Annotated in this window: 21 protein-coding genes; 16 read left to right on the top strand and 5 right to left on the bottom strand. The window is 64.8% G+C overall.

Annotated elements, in window-relative coordinates; translation table 11 throughout:
* Positions 1 to 221 precede the first annotated feature (221 nt).
* From EN845_RS26970 to EN845_RS26905, 14 genes are all read left to right on the top strand, one after another.
* Positions 222 to 1,724: a sugar ABC transporter ATP-binding protein gene (locus EN845_RS26970; RefSeq protein ID WP_127872959.1), complete on the top strand. Its 1,503-nt coding sequence runs from the start codon at positions 222 to 224 to the stop codon at positions 1,722 to 1,724.
* Positions 1,721 to 2,710, top strand: a complete 990-nt coding sequence (locus EN845_RS26965; RefSeq protein WP_167531477.1) for an ABC transporter permease — start codon at positions 1,721 to 1,723, stop codon at positions 2,708 to 2,710. The genes EN845_RS26970 and EN845_RS26965 overlap by 4 nt, the downstream gene beginning before the upstream one ends.
* On the top strand, positions 2,710 to 3,705 hold the full coding sequence (locus EN845_RS26960; RefSeq protein WP_127872960.1) for an ABC transporter permease: 996 nt from the start codon (positions 2,710 to 2,712) through the stop codon (positions 3,703 to 3,705). Before EN845_RS26965 ends, EN845_RS26960 begins: the two co-directional genes overlap by 1 nt.
* Before the next feature lie 50 nt (positions 3,706 to 3,755).
* Positions 3,756 to 4,691 carry a sugar ABC transporter substrate-binding protein gene (locus EN845_RS26955; protein ID WP_127872961.1) on the top strand — a complete coding sequence of 312 codons (936 nt, stop codon included), beginning with the start codon at positions 3,756 to 3,758 and terminating at the stop codon, positions 4,689 to 4,691.
* 248 nt (positions 4,692 to 4,939) lie between these two features.
* Positions 4,940 to 6,112 (top strand): FMNH2-dependent alkanesulfonate monooxygenase, encoded by a 1,173-nt coding sequence (gene ssuD, locus EN845_RS26950; protein ID WP_127872962.1) that lies wholly within the window; start codon positions 4,940 to 4,942, stop codon positions 6,110 to 6,112.
* Positions 6,109 to 7,566 carry an FAD/NAD(P)-binding protein gene (locus EN845_RS26945; RefSeq protein WP_127872963.1) on the top strand — a complete coding sequence of 486 codons (1,458 nt, stop codon included), beginning with the start codon at positions 6,109 to 6,111 and terminating at the stop codon, positions 7,564 to 7,566. Before ssuD ends, EN845_RS26945 begins: the two co-directional genes overlap by 4 nt.
* A 168-nt stretch (positions 7,567 to 7,734) precedes the next feature.
* The gene (gene sfnG / locus EN845_RS26940) at positions 7,735 to 8,838 is read left to right on the top strand and encodes a dimethylsulfone monooxygenase SfnG (RefSeq protein WP_127280761.1); all 1,104 of its coding nucleotides are present in this window, start codon (positions 7,735 to 7,737) and stop codon (positions 8,836 to 8,838) included.
* 117 nt (positions 8,839 to 8,955) lie between these two features.
* Positions 8,956 to 9,909: an ABC transporter ATP-binding protein gene (locus tag EN845_RS26935; RefSeq protein ID WP_127872964.1), complete on the top strand. Its 954-nt coding sequence runs from the start codon at positions 8,956 to 8,958 to the stop codon at positions 9,907 to 9,909.
* Positions 9,906 to 10,805 (top strand): branched-chain amino acid ABC transporter permease, encoded by a 900-nt coding sequence (locus tag EN845_RS26930; RefSeq protein ID WP_127279155.1) that lies wholly within the window; start codon positions 9,906 to 9,908, stop codon positions 10,803 to 10,805. Before EN845_RS26935 ends, EN845_RS26930 begins: the two co-directional genes overlap by 4 nt.
* A 2-nt stretch (positions 10,806 to 10,807) precedes the next feature.
* On the top strand, positions 10,808 to 11,845 hold the full coding sequence (locus tag EN845_RS26925) for a branched-chain amino acid ABC transporter permease (RefSeq protein WP_127872965.1): 1,038 nt from the start codon (positions 10,808 to 10,810) through the stop codon (positions 11,843 to 11,845).
* Between the two features lie 71 nt (positions 11,846 to 11,916).
* Positions 11,917 to 13,254, top strand: a complete 1,338-nt coding sequence (locus tag EN845_RS26920) for an ABC transporter substrate-binding protein (RefSeq protein ID WP_127279153.1) — start codon at positions 11,917 to 11,919, stop codon at positions 13,252 to 13,254.
* A gap of 74 nt (positions 13,255 to 13,328) precedes the next feature.
* Positions 13,329 to 14,120: an ABC transporter ATP-binding protein gene (locus EN845_RS26915; protein WP_127872966.1), complete on the top strand. Its 792-nt coding sequence runs from the start codon at positions 13,329 to 13,331 to the stop codon at positions 14,118 to 14,120.
* 24 nt (positions 14,121 to 14,144) lie between these two features.
* Positions 14,145 to 15,392, top strand: a complete 1,248-nt coding sequence (locus EN845_RS26910; protein WP_127872967.1) for an SfnB family sulfur acquisition oxidoreductase — start codon at positions 14,145 to 14,147, stop codon at positions 15,390 to 15,392.
* Positions 15,393 to 15,559: 167 nt separating this feature from the next.
* Positions 15,560 to 16,045, top strand: a complete 486-nt coding sequence (locus EN845_RS26905; protein ID WP_127872968.1) for a hypothetical protein — start codon at positions 15,560 to 15,562, stop codon at positions 16,043 to 16,045.
* Positions 16,046 to 16,065: 20 nt separating this feature from the next.
* Here EN845_RS26905 and EN845_RS26900 read toward each other — a convergent pair whose 3' ends face one another.
* The 5 genes from EN845_RS26900 to EN845_RS26880 form a co-directional block, all read right to left on the bottom strand.
* Positions 16,066 to 16,605 carry a hypothetical protein gene (locus EN845_RS26900; protein WP_127872969.1) on the bottom strand — a complete coding sequence of 180 codons (540 nt, stop codon included), beginning with the start codon at positions 16,603 to 16,605 and terminating at the stop codon, positions 16,066 to 16,068.
* Entirely contained in the window at positions 16,598 to 19,483 is a 2,886-nt protein-coding gene (locus EN845_RS26895; RefSeq protein WP_127872970.1) for a sarcosine oxidase subunit alpha family protein, read from the bottom strand. The genes EN845_RS26900 and EN845_RS26895 overlap by 8 nt, the downstream gene beginning before the upstream one ends.
* Positions 19,480 to 19,746, bottom strand: coding sequence for a sarcosine oxidase subunit delta (locus EN845_RS26890; protein WP_127872971.1), 267 nt, complete (start codon positions 19,744 to 19,746; stop codon positions 19,480 to 19,482). The genes EN845_RS26895 and EN845_RS26890 overlap by 4 nt, the downstream gene beginning before the upstream one ends.
* Positions 19,747 to 19,773: 27 nt before the next feature.
* Entirely contained in the window at positions 19,774 to 21,027 is a 1,254-nt protein-coding gene (locus tag EN845_RS26885) for a sarcosine oxidase subunit beta family protein (protein WP_127872972.1), read from the bottom strand.
* A 94-nt stretch (positions 21,028 to 21,121) separates the two neighbouring features.
* Positions 21,122 to 21,781: a TetR/AcrR family transcriptional regulator gene (locus EN845_RS26880; RefSeq protein ID WP_167531476.1), complete on the bottom strand. Its 660-nt coding sequence runs from the start codon at positions 21,779 to 21,781 to the stop codon at positions 21,122 to 21,124.
* Positions 21,782 to 22,058: 277 nt separating this feature from the next.
* Here EN845_RS26880 and EN845_RS26875 point away from each other — a divergent pair, with 277 nt between their 5' ends.
* Positions 22,059 to 23,498 carry an aldehyde dehydrogenase family protein gene (locus tag EN845_RS26875; protein ID WP_127276000.1) on the top strand — a complete coding sequence of 480 codons (1,440 nt, stop codon included), beginning with the start codon at positions 22,059 to 22,061 and terminating at the stop codon, positions 23,496 to 23,498.
* A 58-nt stretch (positions 23,499 to 23,556) separates the two neighbouring features.
* Positions 23,557 to 24,132, top strand: coding sequence for a DUF1349 domain-containing protein (locus EN845_RS26870; RefSeq protein WP_127872974.1), 576 nt, complete (start codon positions 23,557 to 23,559; stop codon positions 24,130 to 24,132).
* The last annotated feature ends 12 nt before the right edge of the window (positions 24,133 to 24,144 follow it).

Raw genomic sequence — 24,144 nt, 5'->3', positions numbered from 1 at the left:
GTCATCGGAATCCAGCTTGCCAGAACTGTTATATTAGTGCAATAGATCCTCGATAGTGATGAATTTCACCGCGAAGTGAAGGCCTGAACCAAGCTGCACGCCGAGAGGGCATGCCTTCTGGCCGCATTGGTTCGCGCTCTAAAATGGAATTATACTAAAATAACACAACAGCTCGATGCCAAGGACAACGGGCCGGCCTGCCGGGAGGAACCTAGCCAGACATGACTGTCGCCGCCGACTGCGCCTTGGACATGAGAGGCATAAGCAAGACGTTTCCGGGCGTGAAGGCTCTGTCAAACGTCAATTTTGCCGTCAGGTTCGGCACCGTGCATGCGGTCGTGGGCGAGAACGGCGCCGGCAAATCGAGGCTGATGAAAGTGCTCAACGGCTCCTACGCGCCGACCAGCGGCACCATCAAGGTCGGTGGCGCCGAGGTGCGCATGCGCCGTCCCGCCGACGCCCAGGCTCTCGGCATCCGCATGGTGCACCAGGAAATCAATCTGGTGCCGGACCTGACTGTCGCGGAAAACGTCTATCTCGGCCGCATGCCCGGCAAATGGACCTTTCTGCGCAAGGGCGAGATGGTCAGGAAGGCCGGCGCCGTCCTTGCCGAACTCGGAGCGGCCATCAATCCGCGCGAGCGGCTGGGCAATCTGTCGATCAGCCAGCAGCAGCTCGTCGAGATCGCCAAGGCCTATGCCGCGCAACCCCGGATCATCGTGCTGGATGAGCCGACATCGAGCCTCAGCGAGCATGAAACAACAGCGCTGTTCAGGATCCTGCGCAAGATGCGCGATGACGGCATCGCCATCATCTACATCAGTCATCGCTTGAAGGACGTGCTCGAGATCGCCGACGAGGTGACCGTGCTGCGCGACGGCTCCATGATCGAGACGCGCCCGATCGAAGGCATCACCGCCGCGCAGATGATCAGGCTGATGGTCGGCCGCGAGGTCAGTAACGTCTTTCCCAAAAGCCAGGCCGAGATCGGCAAGTCGGTGCTGCGCGTCGAGCGCATCAGCGACGGCACGCGCTTCCGCAATGTCAGCTTCGAGGTGCGAGCCGGCGAGATACTGGGCCTGACCGGCCTGGTTGGTGCCGGCCGCACCGAGGTGGCGCGCGCAATCTTCGGCCTGTCGCGCCTCGTCGAGGGCACGGTCAGCGTCAACGGCCGCGAGGTCTCGATCAATTCCCCATCGCAGGCCGTTAAGGCCGGGATTGCGTACGTTCCGGAGGACCGCAAGGGCGATGGCATCGTGCCTGGCATGTCGATCCGGGAGAACATCAGCCTGCCCATCTTGCGGCGCCTGAGCCGTTTCGGGCGCATCAGGCGAAGTGCCGACCGGGCATTGGCGGCGGACTACGTGAAGCAGTTTTCGATTTCGCCGCCCGATGGCGAACGGCGCATCAATCTCCTTTCCGGCGGCAATCAGCAGAAGGCGGTCATCGCCAAATGGCTTGCCGCCAGGCCGTCGGCGCTGATCCTCGACGAGCCGACGCGCGGCGTCGACGTCGGCGCCAAGGCCGAGATCCACAACATCATCGGCCAGCTCGTCGCAAGCGGCATGGCGGTGGTGATGATCTCGTCCGAACTGCCCGAGATCCTGGGCGTCTGCGACCGTGTAGTGGTCATGCGCGACGGACATGCCTGCGAGCCGCTGGAGCGCGCCGAACTCAGCGAGGAGCGCATCATGGCCCTGGCGACCGGGGAGGAAGTGGCGTGACCGACGCGGCCGTGAAGATCGTCACCCCCGACCGTTTTACGCGCGGCAGCAAGCTTGTCGATGCCCTGTCTAAGGCGGGCCTCGCTTTCGCCATCCTGGCCGTCATGCTCTACGGCTCCTCTGTCAGTCCCGCTTTTTTCACGTCAGGCAATTTGCTCAATGTACTGACGTCGATGTCCATCGTCGGCATCGTCGTCATTGGCATGACCTTCGTGCTGGTGGTCGGTGGCCTGGCTGACCTGTCGGTGCCGGCCACGATAGCCTGCGGCGCCATCCTGTCGCTCGGCCTGCAGCCGATGATCGGGCCTCTGCCCGCCTTTGTCCTTGCGGTCGGCCTCGCCGGTCTGATCGGCCTGCTCAACGGCGTGCTGGTCGGCTATGTCGGCATCAACCCCATCATCGCCACACTCGGCATCGGCACCATCGGGCTGGGCATCGTCCAGGCTGCCGTTGGCGGCGTCATCGTCTATGGCAGCAATCCCGCCTCGGCCGAATTCGCCAAGGGCCGCCTGTTCGGCATTCCGGTCGTGGTGCTGATCTTCCTGGTCATTGCCCTCATCGGCCATTTCGTCCTGTCGCGCTCCTTCTGGGGCCGATGGACGCTCGCCACCGGCGGCAATTACAGCGCCGCCGAGGCAAGTGCCGTCCCCGTGCAGGCCGTGAAGGCCGGCGCCTTTGTGATCACGGCACTCGCCTCTGGCATTTCAGGCGGGCTGCTCGGCCTGACCTTGCAAAGCGCACGACCGCTCATCGGCGCCGGCTATGAATTCAGCGCCGTCACCGCGGTGGTGGTCGGTGGCGTCTCGATCATCGGCGGCTTCGGCTCCGTGCCGCGGGCGATCGCCGGGCTGATCTTCGTGCAGCTTCTGACCAACGTCATGGTGCTCGACGGCGTGCGCACGCCGATCCAGGGTTTTGTCCTCGGCATCCTGATTGTCGGGGGCGTCGGGATGGATGCGGCATTGCGCAAGCGGGGAGTGGCTTGATGCGTCTTCTCGTCCTCGCCTCGCGATACCGGGTCGTGATCATCCTCGGCCTTACCCTGGTCGCTTCCGCACTGCTCGTTCCGGGTTATCTGTCGGCTTCGACGCTCAGCCTCGGCCTCGACAGGGCGGGCACGATCGGCCTGATTGCCATTGGGCTTACCGTGCTTCTGATATCGGGCCAGATCGACCTATCCGGTGGCGCGGTGTTCGCGCTAGCCGGGATCGTATCCGTCATCCTGCAGCGAGAGATCGGCATCCTGCCCGCCGCGATCGTCGCCATCCTTGCCGGCACGCTAGCGGGCGCCATCAACGGCGCCCTGGTCGTCGGGCTGAAGGTGAATTCGCTCGTCCTGACACTGGCCACGATGCTGATCTTCCGCTCGCTGGCGCACTGGATCACCAACAGCCAGCCGGTGTCGGGCACTGACATCATGCTTTCGCTGGCTCTGGCCAAGATCTACCTCGATGTCTTCACCATTCGCAGCGCACTGTTCATCATCCTGATCGTACTGCTGCATTTCTGGCTGACGCGCACCATTCCGGGCCGCAATGTCTTTGCCGTCGGCTCCAATCCGGCGGCCGCCAAGGAGAGCGGCATCGCCTCGGACCGCATCGTCTTTCTCGGCTTTGTCTTTGCCGGCACGCTTGCTGGCCTCGCCGGGGTTCTCCAGAGCCTCGTCACCAACACCGGGTCGCCCGTCTTCGGCTCGGAACTGACGGTTGCCGTCATCGCCGCGGTCGTTGTCGGCGGTACCCGCCTCGAAGGCGGCAGGGGATCCGCGCTCGGCACGCTTGGCGGCGTGCTGACGATCGGCTCGCTGACCATCGCGATGGAGTTCCAGTCCGTTCCCGCATACGTCCAGCAGGTCGTATCGGGGCTCATCCTGATCCTGCTCGTCATGCTCGATCGGGCCGTTACCACCACGGGGAGGGCTCAGGGCACACGCCCCGCGCTCGTTCGCGACAATCCAATCACTCAAGGAGGAAAAGCATGATTGGGAGGAAAAGCATGATTGGGAGGAGAAGCATGATTGGGAGGAAAGATATGATTGGCAAGAGAAGCATGCTCCAGATCGCCGCCGTGGCGTTGCTGGCGTCGACAGGCTGGGCCAATGCCAAGACGGTCTGCTATGTGACGGCGGCGGATTCGCACGCCTATGCGACGCCGGCCAACAAGGCGCTCGAGGCCCGTGCCAAGGAACTCGGCGTCGAGATTCTCAGCCTGAGTCAGGACTTCGACGTCCAGAAGGGCACCGAGCAGCTCAACACCTGCGTGGCGCGCAAGGTTGACGGCATCATCCTGTGGCCGCTCGACCCGCAGGCCTACATCCCTGGCCTGGCCCGCGCGCAGCAGGCCAACATCCCGGCGATCCTCATCAATTCGCCGATGAGCGACGACGCCAAGCCGTTCATCAAGTCCTTCACCGGACCTGACGTCTACGAGGAAGGCAAGCTGGCGGCGGATTCGCTGAGCAAGGCGCTCGGCGGCAAGGGCTCTGTCGTGATCATCGCCGGCCAGGCCGGCAACGGCACGACGATCGGCCGTGTCAGCGGCTTCACCGACCGCCTCAAGGCAACCAGCGCCGACATCAAGGTGCTCGACACCGTCAATGCCGACTTCGACCAGCAGAAGGCGCTGGTCGTGAGCCGCGACCTCATCACTCGCTTCGGTGACCAGATCAGCGGCGTCTATGCCAATGACGACACCATGGCACGCGGCTTCATCGACGCCTGGAAGGAGGCCAATCCCTCCAAGGCGGCGCCGCCGATCGTCGGCATCAACGGCCAGAAGGACGCGTTCGAATCGATCCGCACCAACGAAATGTATTCGACCATCGTGCAGTCACCGGTCGAGGACGGCCGCCTGGCGATCGACACCATGGCCGAGATCATCGACGGCAAGGAGGTCAAGGACCGGCTGCCGATCCCGCTGACCGTCGTCACCAAGGACAATGTCAACGCGGTGGAACCGGCGTTCTGACAAGGCCAAGGCCGGCCCTGCATAGTGGGCCGGCCTCTCCGCTCGTTGCGGACGGCGCAGCATGAGGAAGAATTTCTAATTGCGGCGGAGGATTTGGAATAAACTAACTCTACAGAATTTATAGAATAAGCAATCTGCATCGGCGATCTGTTTCCCGGACAGGACCACGCCATGCCCGACCTTTTGCGCCTGCCTTCAACCGCCCCAGACCTAGGCCGTCACCGCCGCCATCCAGCGGGAGGCAGGTCATGAGCCGCGATGTCGCCGACCGCATCAAGGTGCTCTGGTTCCTGCCGACACATGGCGACAGCCGCTATCTCGGCACGACCGAAGGCGGCAGGGCTGTTGACCTGCCCTATCTGACGCAGGTGGCGAAAGCGGCCGACACGCTGGGCTATTACGGCGTGCTGTTGCCGACCGGCCGGGCCTGCGAGGATTCCTGGGTGATTGCCTCGGCGTTGGCGCCGCTGACCGAGCAGCTGCGTTTCCTCGTAGCCGTGCGGCCCGGCCTGCAGTCCCCAACGCTTGCCGCGCGCATGACCGCCACGCTCGACCGCATCTCCAACGGCCGCCTGCTGATCAACGTCGTCACCGGCGGCGATCCGCTGGAGAACAAGGGCGACGGCATTTTTCTCTCGCATGCCGAGCGCTACGAGGTGACGCAGGAATTCCTCCACATCTACAAGCGCGTGCTGAGCTGCGAGACGGTCGAGCACCAGGGCAAACATTTCCGCATCGAGGACGGTCGCCTGCTGTTCCCGCCAGTGCAGACGCCGTATCCGCCGCTCTATTTCGGTGGCTCGTCGGACGCCGGATCGCAAGTGGCGGCGCAGGAAATCGATAAATATCTGACCTGGGGGGAACCCCCGGCCGATGTCGAACGCAAGCTCGACGCCGTGCGCGAGTTGGCCGAAAAGGCCGGCCGCAAACTTTCCTTTGGCATTCGCCTGCATGTCATCGCCCGCGAGACGACCGAACAGGCCTGGGCCGCCGCCGACCGCCTGATCAGCCGGCTCGACGACGCGACCATCGCCTCGGCGCAGAAGGTTTTTGCCCGCATGGATTCGGTCGGCCAGGCGCGCATGAGCGCGCTGCATGGCGGCCGCCGCGACAAGCTCGAGATCGCGCCCAATCTGTGGGCCGGCGTCGGCTTGGTGCGCGGCGGCGCCGGAACCGCATTGGTCGGCGACCCGGACACGGTCGCCGAGCGCATCGACGAATACCGGCGCCTCGGCATCGACACCTTCATCCTGTCCGGCTACCCGCATCTGGAGGAAGCCTATCGTTTTGGCGAACTGGTGCTGCCGAAACTGCCGACCGATCATCCGGTCAAGGCCGCCAGCTCTTCGGTGAACACCGGACCGTTCGGCGAGACCATCGCCGGCGACCATCGGCCGAAGTCGCTCGCCAGCGCCTCGTGAACGCGCTGCCTCCGGCCCGCCGATTGCGCATCGCCATCATCGGCGGCGGTTTTTCCGGTGCCGCCGTGGCCTGGCACCTTGCGCGGACAAATCGGCCGGAGCGCCTGTCGATCTCGGTGATCGAGCCGCGTTCCGCGCTTGGCGGCGGCCTTGCCTATTCCAGCGAAGAACCATCCCACCGCGTCAACGTCCCGGCCATCCGCATGAGCATGGCTCCTGAAGACCCGCAGCATTTTGCGCGCTGGTTGGCCGGCAGTGGCGAAATCGAACGGGACCCGGATGCCTTGTGGAACGGCGATGTGTTTCCGCGCCGGCGTGTGTTCGGCCGCTATGTCGCCGAGCACCTTGCACCCTGGCTCGACTCCGGTGCTGTCCGCCATGTCGAAGCTCAGGCTACGCAGGTAATACGAGAAACCAATGGCGCGGCCTGGACCGTGCAGACCTCCACCGGACCTGTCGCGGCGGACATCGTCGTGCTTGCCGCGACGCATCCTCTGCCGGCGATCCCAACTCCACTTGCCTCCTTGGCTGACGCACCTGGCTTCGTCGCCGATCCCTATGCACCATCGGCACTTGCCGAAATCGGGCTGGAGGCGTCTGTCCTGATCGTCGGCTCCGGGCTGACCTCGGCCGACATGGTCGCAGAACTCGATCGTCGTGGCCATCGCGGCCGCATCCTGGCGCTGTCGCGGCGCGGCCTGCGCTCGCGCGGCCACCCGGATATCAGACATGAGCCTTTCGGCGACTTTGCGTCGGCACCGGCCACATCGGCGCTCGGCCTGCTGAAGAACATTCGCGGCACACTGGCGGCGGCGCAGGCCGCCAGGGTCAACTGGCAGTCGGTCTTCGACCAGCTGCGCCTGCAGGGGCCGGCGCTGTGGGCGGCCCTTTCTCCGCCGGAGCGTGCAAGGCTGGTCCGCCAGCTGCGCGTGTTCTGGGACGTGCATCGCTTCAGGATCGCCCCCCAGGTCGCTGCCGTGCTCGACCGCCGCCAGACGGACGGCGCGTTCGACACCATCGCCGCCAGGCTTGTCGCGTCGAACGACGAGGGCGAGAGCCTCGCGGTCAGCTTCCAACGGCGCGGACAGACGCGGATCGAGACGGCACGCTTCGATGCCGTCATCAACACGACAGGGCCGGCTCATGGCCAGGCGCTCCAGTCAAACCCGGCGCTGCTTTCGCTGACTGAGGCCGGGCTGATCAGGGCCGACACATACGGGCTCGGTATCGAGACCAGCCTCGATAGCCTTGCGATCGGCAGCGATGCCAAGCCGGTTGCCGGGCTTTTCGTCGCCGGTCCGTTGGCGCGGGGCACGTTTGGCGAACTCATGGGCCTGCCGGAGGTCGCTCGTCATGCACAAAGGGTCGCGGCCGAAATCGCTGGGTTGTTCGACACGCTCCCCTCAGCCGAGCCGGTTGGCGCCAATGCCGGGAGCGTTGCGGTCGCGCGCTGACAAGCGCAAGCCGGCCCGGCCGGAGAAAATTGGTATTTCCGTCCCGCAAAGGGTTCAAAAACGGAAAATCCTTCTTTGTATATAAATTCCATAAACATAATAAATATTGAAGAAACCCGGCTACGCGCCGGACCGATCAACGACACGGCCTGGAATGGGAGACAGTTCATGGCACATGCAGGAACCGACGCGGTCAAATTCGCCTATTGGGTGCCCAACGTTTCGGGCGGCCTGGTGATTTCCAACATCGAGCAGCGCACCAACCATTCGGCCGAGTACAACCGCAAGCTGGCCCAGATCGCCGAAAAGGCGGGCTTCGACTACGCGCTGAGCCAGATCCGTTTCACCGCCGGCTACGGTGCCGACGAGCAGCATGAATCGGTCGCGTTCAGCCATGATCTGCTGGCCGCTACCACCACGCTGAAAGTCATCGCCGCGATCCTGCCTGGCCCCTGGAACCCGGCGCTGGCGGCCAAGCAGCTTGCCACCATCAGCTATCTGACCAATGGCCGTGTCGCCATCAATCTCGTCTCCGGCTGGTTCCGTGGCGAATTCCACGCCATCGGCGAACACTGGCTCGACCATGACGAGCGCTATCGCCGCTCGGAGGAATTCATCCGCGCGCTGCGCGGAATATGGACGCAGGACAGCTTCACCTTCCGGGGTGATTTCTACCGCTTCAACGAATACTCCCTGAAGCCGAAGCCGCCGCAGCCGCTGCCCGAAATCTTCCAGGGCGGTTCCTCGCGCGCCGCCCGCGACATGGCATCGCGTGTTTCGGACTGGTACTTCACCAACGGCAACTCGCCGGCCGAAATCGCCAAGCAGGTCGATGATCTCAAGACCAAGGCACAGGCCAGCAATCATTCCGTCAAGGTCGGCGTCAACGCCTTCGCCATCGTCCGCGAGACCGAGGACGAGGCCAAGGCGGTGCTCGCCGAAATTATCGCCAAGGCTAACCCCGAGGCTGTCAACGCCTTCGGCCACGAGGTCAAGAATGCCGGCAAGGCCTCGCCGGAAGGCGAGGGCAACTGGGCAAAATCCTCCTTCGACGATCTGGTCCAGTACAATGACGGTTTTCGTTCGAACCTGATCGGCACGCCGAGGCAGGTCGCCGAGCGCATCGTCGACCTGAAGCGCGCCGGCGCCGATCTCATCCTGCTCGGCTTCCTGCACTTCCAGGAGGAGGTCGAGTATTTCGGCAAGCACGTCATTCCGCTCGTTCGCGAGTTGGAAAACGCCGAGCAGGCAGCGTCGCTGGCAGCGGAATAGTCATCTCCCCCAAAGGCTGGCCGGGCAGCCCGGCCAGCACAGGTTTTCAAGCGCGCTCGATCTTTCGGGCGGCATCGAGAATTCGTGCGCCTGCGGGCGAAATCGAGGACGATTGGAATGCCGTTGCCCAGCTATGCCTTAGGAGCGATGGAAGCCTCGGTCTACGCGCCGGAAGTCTTTGCGCGCGGCCTGCCCTCCGTGCTCCAGCCTGCACAGTTGTCCGAAGGCGACGCTGGGGCGGCCGGATCTACTGCCAATGCAACTGCTCCGCTGTTGTCGCTTCAGGGCATCGCCCTGTCGTTCGGCGGTGTCGTCGCGCTGGCCGATATCGACCTATCGGTTCGATCAGGTGAAATCCGCGCCATCATCGGCCCGAACGGCGCCGGCAAGAGCTCGCTGATCAACGTCATTAGCGGCGTCTACCGCCCAGATCGTGGCCAGGTCCGGCTCGCCGGCGTCGGCTATACCCAAGTGCCGACGCAGCGGCTGGCGCATTTGGGCGTCGCCAGGACCTTCCAGAACCTCGCTCTGTTCAAAGGGCTCAGCGTCCTCGACAATGTTGCCTCCGGCCTCGCCTACAAGGTCCGTTCCAACTTCGCCGGCCAGGTGCTCGGCATCGGCCGCTCGCGCGGCGAGCGGCGCGACGCCTTGAGCCGCTCCGCCCAGATCCTCGAATTTCTCGACCTCGCCGCCGTTCGCGATCGTCTTGCCGGCACGCTGCCCTATGGATTGCAGAAACGGGTCGAACTCGCCCGGGCGCTGGTGGCGGAACCGCGCCTGCTGCTCCTCGACGAACCGATGGCCGGCATGACAGCGAGTGAGAAAAGCGAAATGGCTGATTTCGTCCGCGCCGCGCGCGACCGCTTTGCCACCACGGTCGTCCTGATCGAGCATGATGTCGGCGTCGTCATGGGCCTGTCCGACCGCATCGCCGTTCTGGACTATGGCCGCAAGATCGCTGACGGCACCCCCGAAGAGGTCCGCAACGACCAGCGCGTCATCGATGCCTATCTCGGCATCGCCTCCGACAATGAGGCCCTCTCCTGTGATGAAGGAAGGGCGGGCATATGATCGCCGATTTCGACTACCAGTTTTTCATCGAAGTGCTCGTCGGCGGCCTGCTGTCGGGCGTCATGTATTCGCTGGTCGCGATCGGCTTCGTGCTGATCTACAAGACCTCGGGCGTGCTCAACTTCGCCCAAGGCGCGATGCTGCTGTTCGCCGCACTGACTTTCGTCAGTCTTGTCGAACGCGGTGTTCCGTTTGCACTGGCATTGGTGGCAACCTTCGCCATCATGGTGGTGATCAGCATCGCCATCGAGCGCACGGTGCTCAGGCCGCTCACCAACAAGCCGCCGATTACCCTGTTCATGGCGACGCTTGGCCTGTCCTACATCATCGAGGGCGCTGCCCAATTGATCTGGGGTACGCAGGTCCACGGTCTCGACCTCGGCATCGAGGACGTGCCGCTGGAAATCGGCGGCGTGCTGATCAGCCAGTTCGACATCTTCGCGGCGGTGGTCGCGGCCGGCATGGTTGTCGTGTTGTCGCTGTTCTTCCGCTACACCCGCATCGGCCTCGCCTTCCGCGCCGTCGCCGACGACCAGTTCGCCGCACTCGCGGTCGGCCTCAGGCTGCCGCTGATCTGGGCGACCGTCTGGGCGGCGGCCGGCCTCGTCGCGCTGGTCGCCGGGCTGCTCTGGGGTGCCCGCCTCGGCGTGCAGTTCTCGCTGTCGCTGGTGGTGCTCAAGGCGCTGCCGGTGCTGGTGCTGGGCGGCTTCGATTCCATCCTTGGCGCCATTGCCGGCGGGCTCCTGATCGGCGCCAGTGAGAAGCTCGCCGAGGTCTATATCGGCGACTATTTCGGCGGCGGCATCGAGAGCTGGTTCGCCTATGTCGTCGCGCTGGTCTTCCTCTTGATCCGTCCCTCCGGCCTGTTCGGCCAGAAGCTCGTGGAAAGGGTCTGACCATGGCCGCTATTGCAGCCGACTTCTCCGCGCCGGTGCTGCCGAAATGGATCGCGCCCGTCCTGTTGCTTGCCTTCGCCTATGGCGTCGTGCCGCTGATCGGATCGAGCTATTTGTTCGAGGCCATACTGCTGCCCTTCCTGGCGCTCGGTCTCGCCGGTGTGGGGTTGAACATCCTCACAGGCTATGCCGGCCAGGTCTCGCTGGGCAGCGCCGCCTTCATGGCGGCCGGCGCCTTCGCCGCCTATAATTTCAACCTGCGGGTCGAGGGCCTGCCGCTGATCGGCAGTATCGTTCTCGCCGGCATCGTCGCCGCTTCGATCGGCATCGTCTTCGGCCTGCCGAGCCTGCGGTTGAAGGGCTTTTATCTCGCCGTCTCGACGCTTGCCGCACAGTTCTTCGTGCAATGGGCGCTGACCAAGTTCAGCTGGTTCTCGAACAACTCCGCCTCCGGCGTCATCGACGCGCCGAGGCTTTCGATAGGAGGCTTCGCGCTCGACGGCGCCGTCGGCCGCTATCTCTTCGCGTTGACCATCGTCAGCATCCTCACCTTCCTCGCCTACCGGCTGGTGTCGTCGCAGACGGGACGAAACTTCATCGCCATCCGCGACAATGAAATCGCCGCCCGCATCATCGGCATTCCAGTGCTGAAGACCAAGCTGCTGGCCTTCGCCATCTCCTCCTTCATCATCGGCGTCGCCGGCGTCATCTGGGCGTTCGCTTATCTCAGGACAGTCGAGCCTGATGGCTTCGACCTCGACCGCTCGTTCCAGATCCTGTTCATCATCATCATCGGCGGCCTGGCCTCGATCCGTGGCGCCTTTTTCGGTGCCGCCCTCATCGTCGTGTTCCCGCTCGCTCTGTCGCGCCTTGGCGGCTTCCTGCTTGGAGACGTCTTTGACTCGGGCGTGCTCGACATGAGCCAGCGCATCGTGCTCGGCGCCCTCATCATCCTGTTTCTGATCCTGGAACCCGATGGGCTGGTGGCCCTGTGGGACAGGGTCCGAAGACGGCTCCTGTTCGCCTGGCAGTCGACCTGAGCCCCGCATTCACGCCTGAAAATGAACCAGAGGCCGAACCCAAGACGGCCCATACCGGGAGTACCCCAACCATGACCTTCCTCAGCACACTCAAGGCGGCGGCTTTGTCCGCGGCGATGATCGTGTCGGTGGCCTTGCCATCAGCCCATGCCGACGAACAATATTTCCCGCTGCAGAGCTACCGCGTCGGGCCTTATGCGGCCGGCGGCACCGGCTTCTTCGGCGGCTTCATCGACTATCTCAACCTCATCAACATCCGCGACGGCGGCGTCAACGGCGTCAAGCTGACCTGGGACGAATGCGAGACCCAGTACGAGGTCGAGCGCGGCGTCGAATGCTATGAGCGCCAGAAGAGCCATGCCGGCGCGGCCGCCTGGAACCCGCTCTCGGTCGGCATCGCCTACGCCATGATCGACCGCATCACCGCCGACAAGGTGCCGCTGATAACGGTCAACCACGGCCGCACCGATTCCACCGACGGGCGTGTTTTCCCCTACGTCTTCCCGCTGCTGCTCAACCCCTACAGCGAGACGTCGGGCATCGTGAACTACATCGCCTCGAAGGAGGGCGGCATCGACAAGCTCAAGGGCAAGAAGATCGTCGTGCTCTATCACGGCTCGCCCTATGGCAAGGAGACCATACCGATCTACGAACTGCTGGCGCAGAAATACGGCTTCGCCGTGCAGCAGATCGAAGTGCCGCATCCCGGCAACGAGCAGCAGTCGCAGTGGCTGACCATCCGCCGCGCCAAGCCTGATTTCGTCGTCCTGCGCGGCTGGGGCGTCATGAACCCGGTGGCGCTGAAGACCGCCGTTAAGGTCGGCTACCCCGTCGATCACATCGTCGGCAATGTCTGGTCGAACTCGGAAGAGGACGTCATTCCCGCCGGCGACGCCGCCAAGGGCTACACCGCCATCACCACCCAGGCTTCGGGCAATTCCTATCCCGTGGTGAAGGAAATCGTGAAGACCGTCTACGGCGCCGGCAAGGGCAACCTCGAAGACAAGTCCCGTATCGGCTCGGTCTACCACAATCTCGGCATCGTCAACGGCATTCTCAACGTCGAGGCGATCCGCGTCGCCCAGGAGAAGTTCGGCCACCGCACGCTGACCGGCGACGAGGTCCGCTGGGGCTTCGAGCACCTCAAACTAGATCCGGCCAAGGTCGAGGCGCTCGGCGCCAAGGACCTCTTCCACTCGATCAACGTCAGCTGGGACAACCATGAGGGCGAGGGCTACGTCACCTTCCAGCAGTGGGACGGCAAGAAGTGGAACGTCGTCTCCGACTGGATCGCGCCGGACTGGGCGCTGCTGCGGCCGATCATCGAGAAATCGGCCGAGGCCTATGCCGCCGAGAAGGGCATCAAGCTACGCACCGCCGACGATGCCAACGCAGTGACCACCAACTGATCAACAGGCCGGGTGCCGCGGATGCCTTCCGCGGCGCCGGGCCGGTTCGGTTCCGACAAGTACGGAAGACAGTCATGCCCGACACCGAAATCATCCTTGCTGTCGACGCGGTCCACGCCACCTACAACCACGCCATCACGGCGCTGCACGGCGTCAGCTTCGAGATCAGGCGCGGTGAGATCCTGGCGCTGCTCGGCGCCAATGGCGCGGGCAAGACCACCACGCTGAAGGCCGTCTCCAACCTGCTGCCGGCCGAACGGGGCCAGGTCAACGCCGGCACCATCCGCTATGAGGGCTCGGATGTCGCGCGCCGCAAGCCCGGCGATCTGGTGCGTGCCGGCCTGGTGCCGGTACTGGAAGGCCGCCACTGCTTCAAGAGCCTCACCGTCGAGGACAATCTGGTCGCCGGCGGCATCGGCCGCAGCGGCCGCCGCGCCGAGATCAGCGCCGACCTCGAACGGATCTATGCCTTTTTCCCACGTCTGAAGGAAAAGCGCCGGACCTTGTCGGGCCTGACCTCTGGCGGCGAACAGCAGATGACGGCAATAGGCCGGGCGCTGATGTCGCGGCCGCGCCTGCTCGTGCTGGACGAACCGTCGATGGGGCTCGCCCCGCTCATCGTGCAGGACATTTTCCAGACGTTGAGGAAACTCAACCGCGAGACCGGCCTGTCGATCCTGGTCGCCGAGCAAAACTCGGCGGTAGCACTTCGCTATGCCGACCACGCCACCGTGCTCGAAAACGGCGTCTCCGTGCTCTCCGGCACAGCCGCCGATCTCCGCCAGCGCGAGGATATCAGGGCGCTCTATCTCGGCCAGCAGCCGACGCCCGCCGCCAAGTCCTCCCATCTCCATGCCGTTGTCTGAACCGAAATTCGAAGGAGCAATGAAATGACCGTCTCGACCGTCAAGACCGACCAGGCTTCCGCCGCCGTCCTGCCTGTCGCAAGGCCCTCGGCGCCGGCACACATCATCAGGGATGATGCCGAGGCGATCGCCGTCGCCCACGCGCTGGCCGCCGAATTCGTCAAGGATTCGTCGAAGCGCGACCGCGAGCGGATTTGGCCGGTCGCCGAACTCGATGCCTTTTCGCAAAGCGGCCTCTGGTCGATCAACGTGCCCAGGGCGTTCGGCGGCCCCGAAGTCTCCTATGCAACGCTGGCCAAGGTGATCGAGATCATCTCGGCCGCCGATTCCTCGATCGGCCAGGTCGCGCAGAACCATCTCGGCGTCGTCGCCGCCATCCGCACCGTCTCAGATATCGAGCAGCAGAAGCTGCTTTTCGCCGAGGCGCTGAAGGGCACGCGGTTCGGGAACGCCTTTTCCGAGTTCGGCTCCAAACGCGCCGCCGACTTCGAGACCCGCTTCACCGATGCCGGCGACCATGTCGTCGTCAATGGCCGCAAATTCTATTCCTCAGGCGCGCTGCTTGCCCATCTGGTGCCGATCGTGGCGCTCGATGACGAGGGCCGCGCCTGGTATGCTATCGCCGATCGCGGCGCGCCGGGCCTGACGGTCATCGACGACTGGTCGAGCTTCGGCCAGCGCACGACGCTGTCGGGCACCGTCATCATCGACAATGTCAAGGTGCCGAAGACGCATCTGGTGCCCGGCTACAAGGGCTACGACAAGCCGACCGCCGACGGCGCCATCTTCCAGATCATCCAGGTGGCGGTGGATACCGGGATCGCCCAGGCGGCGATCGACGAGACGGTCCACTTCGTCAGGACCAGGAGCCGCGCCTGGATCGACAGCGGTGTCGACAATGCCTGGGACGATCCCTACACCATCCAGGCGATCGGCGACCTGACGCTGCGCCTGCACGCGGCGCAGGCGCTGCTCGAAAAGGCTGGCCACGCGATCGACAAGGCGGTGGCCGAGCCGACCGCCGAGATCGTGGCGCACGCCCAGATCGTCACCGCGGAAGCAAAAATCCTGTCGACCGAGATCGCCATTGCGGCGACGAACAAGCTGTTCGAACTGGCCGGCACGCGCTCGACATTGGCCGAGCACAATCTCGACCGCCATTGGCGCAACGCCCGGACGCACACGCTGCACGATCCGGTGCGCTGGAAATATTCGATCCTCGGCAAATATTTCCTCAATGGCGAGAATCCGCCGCTGCACGCCTGGAGCTGATTTCCCACCGGCGGCCGGACGCGCGCCATCGTCGATACGGTCATCGCCAAGTGATTTCGCCCTGCCGGTTACCCCCTTCGGGGTGCCGGTGGCGGGGAAAGCTTACGCGCAATTTACGACCATCGGCTACACCGGTTCCTGTCTGATTCGCCCGGGACAGGAACATCATGAGCAAAGCCCTCACATCCTTCGCACTGGTCGCGGTGCTGACCGCCTTGCTCATGGCGCTGAGCCTGGCGGTGGCCAGGCACGGCTATCCCTATGGCGCCATCGGTGTGAGACGGCTTGACGGCATCGCCGATGCAGGCACGTTCATTCCACTTGCCGCGGTCTATTTCTTCAGCGCCCTGCTGATGATGCTCCTGCCGATCAGGGCAGCCAGCATTGTGCTGACCAACGCCGCGGACGCGATCTTCTGGACCGTCATCGTACTGTTTGCGGCTATCCTTGGCTGCCTCGTCGCCAGATGGGCTTTCGGTCAGCGGGATGTCTTGTGGGCGGTGCTGAACTGGCGGTTCCTGTTTGCGGCCGCGATCATCGGCTGCCACTTCGTCATGAACGAGCTGCGTCGCAATGTGCTGCTGCGCAGCCTGTTCTTCGTGATCTTTGCCGCCGCGACACTGGCCTGCCTGTTCTGGTCTTTCACGCTCTGAGCGGGAATGTCGTCGCCTGCCTAACTCGGTGATTCGGCGGCGATGTTGGCGGCAGCCGTTTCCATCCACGTCCAGAGATAGGCGGCGAGACCGCGATCGACGTGGATGCGCAGCTTGCCGTCATGGCGATAGACGATGGCGCTGATGCCGGCGAAGGACAGCGCCGCGCTGGCACTTGGCTGCCTTGGGTCGAGCGTCGTTCCACGCGCGATGAAAGCATCGAGTGCCGGGCCTTCGGCCTCGAACACCTGCAGCCCGGCGCCGATCGCCGTCACCGCGAAGCCGTCCGCGTGCCAACCGGCGGAAATCGCAAGCGGCGTGTTCGACACGGCGAGCAGCCGGTCGCGCGCCAGCCGCGCGCCATAGCGGTCACCCTGAGCCGCGCCAAGGGCGCCCACGCCAGTCCCGTCCATGTCGGACAGGCGAGCCCAGGCGTCGAGGTCGCCGCTGACCAATATCTGGTCGAGGCCAGGGACAGCGCGCACCGCCAGGCCGGGTGAATTGATGGTCGCCGACGGCCAGTCCGGCGCGACAGACCATTTTTCCGCGAGATCACGCATTGAGCCGGTCTCCCGACGGGTCGTAGGCGCAAGGGGCGGCGATCGTCGCCGTCCTGAGCTTGCCGAGATGTTGGATTTCGATCGTTTCGCCGTGCCGCGCCGCACCCCGTTCGATCAGGCCAAGCGCAACCGCCTGACCGAGGGTGGGGCTCTGATAACTGGAGGTGACAAAGCCCTGACTGTGCAGTCTGCCATCGCTCCGCTTGACGCCATGCGCGCCGGTTGGCAGAGGCGCTTCGCCTTGCGGCACCGTCAGGCCTACAAGCTGCAGGCGGTCGCCGCGCGAAGCCTCCTCGGTGAACAGCGAGCGGCGGCCGACGAACTCGCTCTGGCGCTTCGTCCGGGGACCCGCCACACCAAGATCGTGCGGCAGCGTGGTGCCGTCAGTGTCCTTGCCGATGACGATGAAGCCCTTCTCGGCACGCAGGATCATCAGTGCTTCGAGCCCGATGAGAACGGCATCGAACGCCTGGCCGGCCTGGCGCAGATGCGCCCACAAAGGTTCGGCGCGGTCGGCGCGGATAGAGACTTCATAGCTCCTGTCGCCGGTGAAACTGACGCGGGCGATCCGAACCGCGTCTCCCGCATAGCTGCCGTGGCCGATCGCCATGTGAGGAAGGTCGGCGTCGGCGAGTGAAAGGCCGAGCCCCACCGTTTCGAGCAGCTTGCGGGCGTTCGGCCCGGAGACGGTCAGCGTCGCCATCTCCGAAGTGGCGTTGTGGATGTAGACGGCGCCGCGCCCGAACCGGTCCTGGCGCCATTCCTCCAGCCTGGCATGCACGGCGGCGACATGCGAGGACGAGCACGACACGACGAAACGGTGCTCGTCCAGCCGCACCAGCACGCCGTCATCGAAGACCACGCCGTTCTCCGACAGCATGAAGCCGTAGCGGCAGCGGCCCGGCTTCAGCGTCGACATGGTGTTGTAGTAGAGGAAATCGACGAATTCGGCCGCCCGGGGTCCGATCACCTCGATCTTGCCGAGCGTCGAACCGTCGAACAGCGCGACCGACCGGCGCGCGCGAAACGCCTCGTCCTGGATGGCGCGTCCCGCGTCCGCATTGGGACCGCCATAGTGCGCCGGGCGCAGCCAGCCGCCATATTCCTGGAAGACGGCGCCGCTGGCGCGGTGGACGTTTTCCAGCGGCAGCCGGCGCACCGGCGCCATTAACTCGCCAGCGCGCGCGCCGGCGAAACTCGCCAACGGCACCGGCGTGAAGGGTGGGCGGTAGGTGGTGGTGCCGACTTCCGGCACCGTTCGGCCGGTGATCCCGGCCATCAGCGCCAGTCCAGGCAGGTTGGAGGTCTTGCCCTGGTCGGTCGCCATGCCGAGCGTCGTGTAGCGCTTCAAGTGCTCGACCGAGACGAAGTTTTCGCGGGCCGCCAGTTCGACGTCCTTCACCGTGACGTCGTTCTGGTAGTCGATCCAGATTCGTCCTTTCGACCCGGGTACCGGCCAAGCGGCTACAATCCCGGCTGTCGCTTCCGGACCGGTGCTGCGCGGGATCGCCGCCTTTGTCTGGCCGAGCGATGCGCCGGCTTTCTCCGCGGAGGCGAACACGTCCGACAAGGAAACCGCGCCGGCGGCGGCGCCCGCCACGGAAATGCCGTCAACCGGATTGCCAGGCAGGAAGGCGGCGCGGGCCTCGCTCCAAGCAAGCTTGCCCTTGGCCTGGCCAAAGAGATGAATGGTCGGCGTCCAGCCCCCCGAGACCAGCACGCAATCGGCGTCGAGCCTGGTGCCGTCGTCCAGCGTCACACCTTCAACGCGTAGCCTGCCGGTGGCGGAGGCGAGCGCCCGCCCCTTGGACAACCGTATCGTGGCGGGCGCGGCGGGCATCCCGTCACGCCTGATGTCGATAAGCGTCACTTCGGCGCCGGCCTCGGCGATCGCCTCCGCGACCTCATAGGCACTGTCATTGTTGGTGGCGACGACGACGCGCCGGCCAACCAGCACCGCATGGCGTCTGAGATAGGCGAGCGCGGCATCGGCCGACAGGATTCCCGGCAGATCATTGTTGGCGAAAGGCAGCGGCCGCTCGATGGCGCCGGTAGCCAGCACGATCCGGCGCGGCCGGACCCGCCATAGCGTGTCGGGCCGGCCATCGAAATGGCGCTGGTTCAGGCCGACCAGATTGTGGTCGTAGATGCCAAAGGCCGTGGTCGAGGGCAGGATCAGTTGCCCCCCGGCGGCAAGTGTCGCGAGCGTCTCCTCGAGCCATCCGGCAGCCGGCCCGCCGTCGATCTCGCTGGCGCGGTGGCCGAGCGACCCGCCCGGCTTCCGCTGGTCGTCGACCAGCGTCACGGAGAGGCCCACGCCGGCCGCGAGCTTGGCCGCCGCCAGTCCGGCCGGACCGGCGCCCACCACCAGCACGTCGCAATGATGATTGATCTGGTCGGCCGGGCCTGATGAGGTCCAGTCCGTGTCGACCTTGCCCAGTCCGGCCATGGCGCGGATGCGCGGCTCGAACATGTGCCAGTCCGGCCACATGAAGGTCTTGTAGTAGAACGCCGCCGGAATGAAGCGCGAGAAGCGGTCGAGGAAGGCGTTGCGGTCGCTCAATGCATTGGGCGTCGCATTGACGCTTTTCGCCACCAGCCCATCGCGTGCCGGCTCGGTCGTGGCGCGCGTGTTCGGCGTCGCGCGTGAGCCGCCTATATCGACCAGCGCGTTGGGCTCCTCGACGCCGGCGCCCCAGATGCCGCGCGGCCTGTGGTATTTGAAACTGCGGCCGACGACCGCGACGTCGTTGGCGAGCAGCGCGGAGGCGATGGTGTCGCCGGCAAAGCCGTCCACGCTTGTGCCGTCGAAGCTGAAGCGGAGCGGGCGCGAGCGGTCGATGGCGCTGCCGCCGGTAGCAAGACGCGAGGCGGTCATGCCGCGTGCTCCTCGCCCAGCGCGGACGAGGACAGCACCTCGTGCGTGAGCGTGTCGCGCTCCATGACGAAGAACTCGCCGCAGTTCATATGCACCCAGATTTCGCGCGCAGCGCCTTTCGGATTGGAGCGTAGGTAGAGATAGTTGGCCCAGCGATCGATCGGCACATCGCCGCCGTCCGGCCTGGTATTGCCGGCATCGCCGCCATAGTGGAATTCGGTCTCGTCGCGCGGGCCGCAGAACGGGCAAGGAAAGAGCTGCATGACGCCTAGTCCTGGTCTCTGTGTATATCAGTGCGCGATGCCGGAGCCGGCCGCTTCGTCGATCAGCCGCCCACTGGCGAAGCGGTCGAGATCGAAGGGCCGGCTGATGTCGTTGTGCTTGCCGCTCGCCAGCAGGTTCGCCAGCAACGTGCCGCCGGCGGGGATCGCCTTGAAGCCGCCCGTGCCCCAGCCGCAATTGAGGAACAGGTTGGGCAGCGGCGATTCCCCGATGATCGGCGAGGAATCCGGCACGACGTCGACAATGCCCGCCCATTGCCGCATCAGCTTCAACTGGCCGAAGATCGGGAACATCTCCAGCACCCCCGCGATCACCGTCTCCAGCGTCGGCAAATTGCCGCGCTGTGCATAGGAAGGGATGCGGTCGAGCCCGCCGCCAATGACGATCTCGCCCTTGTCCGACTGGCTGACATAGACGCCGGTGCCGGGCGACAGGACCACCGTGTCGAGGATCGGCTTGACCGGTTCGGAAACGCAGGCCTGCAGCGCGTAGGAGTTGATTGGAAGCCGGAAGCCGGCTTTTTCAGCCAGAGCCGAGGAGTGCCCGGCCACCGCCATGCCGATGCGCTCGGCACGGATCGTGCCGCGCGTCGTCTGGACACCGCGGCAGCGGCCGCCCTCGACGATGAAATCAGTGATCTCGCAATTCTGGATGATGTCGACGCCGAGCCGGCTCGCCGCGCGCGCGTAACCCCAGGCGACCGCGTCATGGCGCGCCGTGCCGGCCCTGCCTTGCCAGATGCCGCCGAACACCGGAAACCGCGCGCCGGCCGAGAAATTATAGATCGGCGCCACCCGGCGCACGTCCTCGGGCGAAAACAGCTCCGCATCGATGCCGCTGATCTGCATGGCGTTGACGGTGCGCGCGCCGACTTCCATTTCGGCGGTCGAGTGACACAGATTGACCATGCCGCGCTGCGACAGCATGACGTTGTAATTCAGATCCTTGGACAGGCCTTCGTAGAGCCGGTGCGCCAGCCCGTAGAGCTCGACACTCTGAGGATAATAATAATTGGAGCGCACCACGGTGGTGTTGCGGCCTGTATTACCGCCGCCGATCCAGCCCTTTTCCAGCACGGCCACCCGGGCGATGCCGTGATTCTTGGCCAGGTAATAGGCCGTCGCCAGCCCATGGCCGCCGCCGCCGATGACGATCGCGTCGTAGGACGGCTTCGGCTCGGGAGAGCGCCAGGCCTGTGTCCAGCCGGTCTGGCCGGCCAGACCCTCCTTGAACAGCGAGAGAGCGGAATAGATGCGGGTCATTGCGTGGGCGACAAGCCTGGTTGATCAGGGCAAAGCTAGTGGTAATGGACATGTATGTCTAGTTGCCGGTCCTCCCGGCTTGCGGCAGCCAACGCTAACGGTTACGCGAGATGGTCTCCTCCACGTAACGTGAAAAATCCTCGACATCGCCCGCCGTAGGCTCTCGGCCTGTGAAGCTGCGCAGATACGCGGCAACATGCGGCAGGCGGCTGCTCATCGGCTCGTCGAGTTCGAGCGAATAGTAGCCGATCTGCATGAAATAGAGCACCCGGGCCCGCACGAACGCGTCTTCCTCCTCGTAGCCATGACGCATGAACATGCCGCGGATGGCATTGACCCGTTCTTCGTCGGCCTCGTCCAGCGCGCGCCTTGTCGCGGGGGAGCGGCGAGCCCATGCCCGGATCGCGAAATCCAGCCGGGGGTCGAACAGCTTTTCATCCACCCAGCATTCGAAAATGCTCATCACCCCGCGAATGACAGTCGCGGAAGGGCGCCCGGCGCGCTCGACGATGAATCGGGTATTGGTCTGCCGCCAGTGGTCCAGCAACTGGTCGAGCAGGTCTTGGCGGCTCTTGAAATACCAGTAGAAGCTCGAGCGCGAGACGTCGAGCTGTTGGCCAAGCGTCAGCACGCGGACGCGTTCGACGCCGTCCGAGATCAGAGTTTCAAGCGCGAGCTTCAGCCAGTCTTCGCGAGTGGCCTTGATGTTGCCGGTGGCGCCGGCACGCTGGATCGTCGTCTCGAGTGCTGCCATCGCCACGACGCATGACACGCCGGATCGGCCAAATCAAGGTCGTGGACATATGTGTACAGGGCAATTCGACCTTGACCCGGAGAGCCATCCAGCGATGTTGGCTGGATTGGTTGTCGGCACGGCACTGTCGCCGCTGCGCCGAAGGCATGAGCGCAGGCCCGGGGACTTTTGTCGCGGCCTTCGAGCCCAGTGCGTGCTTTCCCGCAAGGCAATTGTCTGGCAAATACCACTTCAGACAGATGCCGCCGCGCGGCCAACAGCCAGGGAAGGCAAGGACATGACAGCGTTTCGAAAGAACCTCATCGATGGCGAATGGGTCGGCGATGCCGGATCCCGCAACATCAACCCCTCGGATACCGGCGACGTCGTCGGCGAATATGCCTCGGCGGGGGTCGAACAGGCGGGCCAGGCGATCGCGGCGGCCAAGGCGGCGTTTCCGGCATGGTCCCGCTCCGGTCCGCTGGCGCGCCATGCGGTGCTGAAAAAGGCGGCCGACGAGATCATGGCGCGCAAGGACGAACTCGGCCGCAACCTGGCGCGCGAGGAAGGCAAGACGCTGGCCGAGGGCATTGGCGAGACCATTCGCGCCGCCCAGATATTCGATTTCTTTGCCGGCGAAACATTGCGCCTTTCGGGAGAGGTGGTGCCAAGCGTGCGGCCGGGCGTCGGCGTCGAGATCACGCGCGAAGCGGTCGGCGTTGTCGGCATCATCACGCCATGGAATTTCCCCATCGCCATTCCCGCCTGGAAGATCGCTCCGGCGCTGGCTCACGGCAACACCGTCGTCTTCAAGCCGGCCGAACTCGTTCCCGAAAGCGCCTGGTCCATCGTCGACATCCTGCACCGCGCCGGCCTGCCCAAGGGCGTGCTGAACCTCGTCATGGGCAAGGGCTCGGTGGTCGGCCAAGCAATGCTCGACAGCCCCGACGTCAACGCCATCTCCTTCACCGGCTCGGTCGGAACCGGCAAACGCGTCGCCGCGGCAAGTGTCGAGCACATGCGCAAGTTCCAGCTCGAAATGGGCGGCAAGAACCCGCTGGTCGTGCTTGACGACGCCGATCTCGCGGTCGCTGTCGATTGCGCGCTGAACGGCGCCTTCTTCTCGACCGGCCAGCGCTGCACGGCCTCGTCGCGTTTGATCGTCACCAACGGCATACACGACCGTTTCGTCGACGCGCTCAAGGAGCGCATGGAAAAGCTGGTGATCGGCGACGCGCTCGACGCGCAGACGCAGATCGGCCCGGTGGTCGACGCGACCCAGCTCAAGCAGGACGAAGACTATATCGCCATCGGTGTCCGGGAAGGCGCCACGCTCGCCTTCGGTGGTGAACGGCTCGACCGCAAGACGCCGGGTTTCTATCTCAAGCCGGCGCTGCTGACCGAGGCCACCAACGCCATGCGCAGTTCACGCGAGGAGATCTTCGGCCCCGTCGCCAGCGTCATCCGCGTCCAGGACTATGACGAAGCGCTTGCCGTCGCCAACGACACGCCGTTCGGCCTGACCTCGGGCATCTGCACCACGAGCCTCAAGCACGCCACGCATTTCAAGCGCAACTCCGAAGCCGGCATGGTCATGGTCAACCTGCCGACGGCGGGCGTCGACTTCCACGTCCCCTTTGGCGGGCGCAAGGGTTCGAGCTTCGGCCCGCGCGAACAGGGCCGCTATGCCATGGAATTCTACACCACGGTAAAGACCGCTTATACGTTCGCGGGATGATCCGGCGCCGGCTTGCCGGTCGGCGTGCCGCCACCTCCTCGAGAAACGGACCGGCGCGATGACACTGCAGGACCTGACCTGGCTCAACCCGCCGCCGCACCATGCCGTCGACGGTGATGCCGTGCGCGTGCGCACCGGCAAGGAGACCGATTTCTGGCGCGAGACCTTCTATGGTTTCTGGCGCGACAACGGCCACTTCCTCTATCGGCAGGTCGAGGGCGACTTCACCGCCGAGGTCACCGTCAAGGGCGACTACGAGGTGCTTTACGACCAGGCCGGGCTGATGGTCCGGCTGAGCGAAACGCACTGGATCAAGGCCGGCATCGAATACACCGACGGCCTCGCCTATTTATCCGTCGTCGTCACCAACGACATGTCGGACTGGTCGCTGGTGGCCATTGCCGCCGGCCCGGACGGCGTCAGGATCCGCCTGACCCGTCATGGCGAGGCGATCCGCGTCCAGTATCTCGACGCTTCCGACGGTCATTGGAAGCCGGTGCGGCTCGCCTATTTCCCGATCTCGAAGCTGGTCGATGTCGGTATGATGTGCTGTTCGCCGCAGCGTGAGGGTTTCGAGGTCACGTTCTCCGGATTTTCGGTCGGCCCGCCGATTGCGCGGGACCTGCACGACTGACGCCACGAGCCC

The organism is Mesorhizobium sp. M8A.F.Ca.ET.202.01.1.1, assembly GCF_004791595.1.
Lineage (GTDB): Bacteria > Pseudomonadota > Alphaproteobacteria > Rhizobiales > Rhizobiaceae > Mesorhizobium.
This window is presented reverse-complemented; position numbering and strand designations above follow the sequence as displayed.

Coding starts and splice junctions, on each gene's coding strand:
- EN845_RS26970 (WP_127872959.1), top strand. CDS start 222: ATGACTGTCGCCGCCGACTGCGCCTTGGACATGAGAGGCATAAGCAAG.
- EN845_RS26955 (WP_127872961.1), top strand. CDS start 3,756: ATGATTGGCAAGAGAAGCATGCTCCAGATCGCCGCCGTGGCGTTGCTG.
- EN845_RS26930 (WP_127279155.1), top strand. CDS start 9,906: ATGATCGCCGATTTCGACTACCAGTTTTTCATCGAAGTGCTCGTCGGC.
- EN845_RS26910 (WP_127872967.1), top strand. CDS start 14,145: ATGACCGTCTCGACCGTCAAGACCGACCAGGCTTCCGCCGCCGTCCTG.
- EN845_RS26935 (WP_127872964.1), top strand. CDS start 8,956: ATGCCGTTGCCCAGCTATGCCTTAGGAGCGATGGAAGCCTCGGTCTAC.
- sfnG (WP_127280761.1), top strand. CDS start 7,735: ATGGCACATGCAGGAACCGACGCGGTCAAATTCGCCTATTGGGTGCCC.
- EN845_RS26920 (WP_127279153.1), top strand. CDS start 11,917: ATGACCTTCCTCAGCACACTCAAGGCGGCGGCTTTGTCCGCGGCGATG.
- EN845_RS26895 (WP_127872970.1), bottom strand. CDS start 19,483: ATGACCGCCTCGCGTCTTGCTACCGGCGGCAGCGCCATCGACCGCTCG.
- ssuD (WP_127872962.1), top strand. CDS start 4,940: ATGAGCCGCGATGTCGCCGACCGCATCAAGGTGCTCTGGTTCCTGCCG.
- EN845_RS26915 (WP_127872966.1), top strand. CDS start 13,329: ATGCCCGACACCGAAATCATCCTTGCTGTCGACGCGGTCCACGCCACC.
- EN845_RS26880 (WP_167531476.1), bottom strand. CDS start 21,781: ATGGCAGCACTCGAGACGACGATCCAGCGTGCCGGCGCCACCGGCAAC.
- EN845_RS26890 (WP_127872971.1), bottom strand. CDS start 19,746: ATGCAGCTCTTTCCTTGCCCGTTCTGCGGCCCGCGCGACGAGACCGAA.
- EN845_RS26925 (WP_127872965.1), top strand. CDS start 10,808: ATGGCCGCTATTGCAGCCGACTTCTCCGCGCCGGTGCTGCCGAAATGG.
- EN845_RS26885 (WP_127872972.1), bottom strand. CDS start 21,027: ATGACCCGCATCTATTCCGCTCTCTCGCTGTTCAAGGAGGGTCTGGCC.
- EN845_RS26960 (WP_127872960.1), top strand. CDS start 2,710: ATGCGTCTTCTCGTCCTCGCCTCGCGATACCGGGTCGTGATCATCCTC.
- EN845_RS26875 (WP_127276000.1), top strand. CDS start 22,059: ATGACAGCGTTTCGAAAGAACCTCATCGATGGCGAATGGGTCGGCGAT.
- EN845_RS26905 (WP_127872968.1), top strand. CDS start 15,560: ATGAGCAAAGCCCTCACATCCTTCGCACTGGTCGCGGTGCTGACCGCC.
- EN845_RS26900 (WP_127872969.1), bottom strand. CDS start 16,605: ATGCGTGATCTCGCGGAAAAATGGTCTGTCGCGCCGGACTGGCCGTCG.
- EN845_RS26870 (WP_127872974.1), top strand. CDS start 23,557: ATGACACTGCAGGACCTGACCTGGCTCAACCCGCCGCCGCACCATGCC.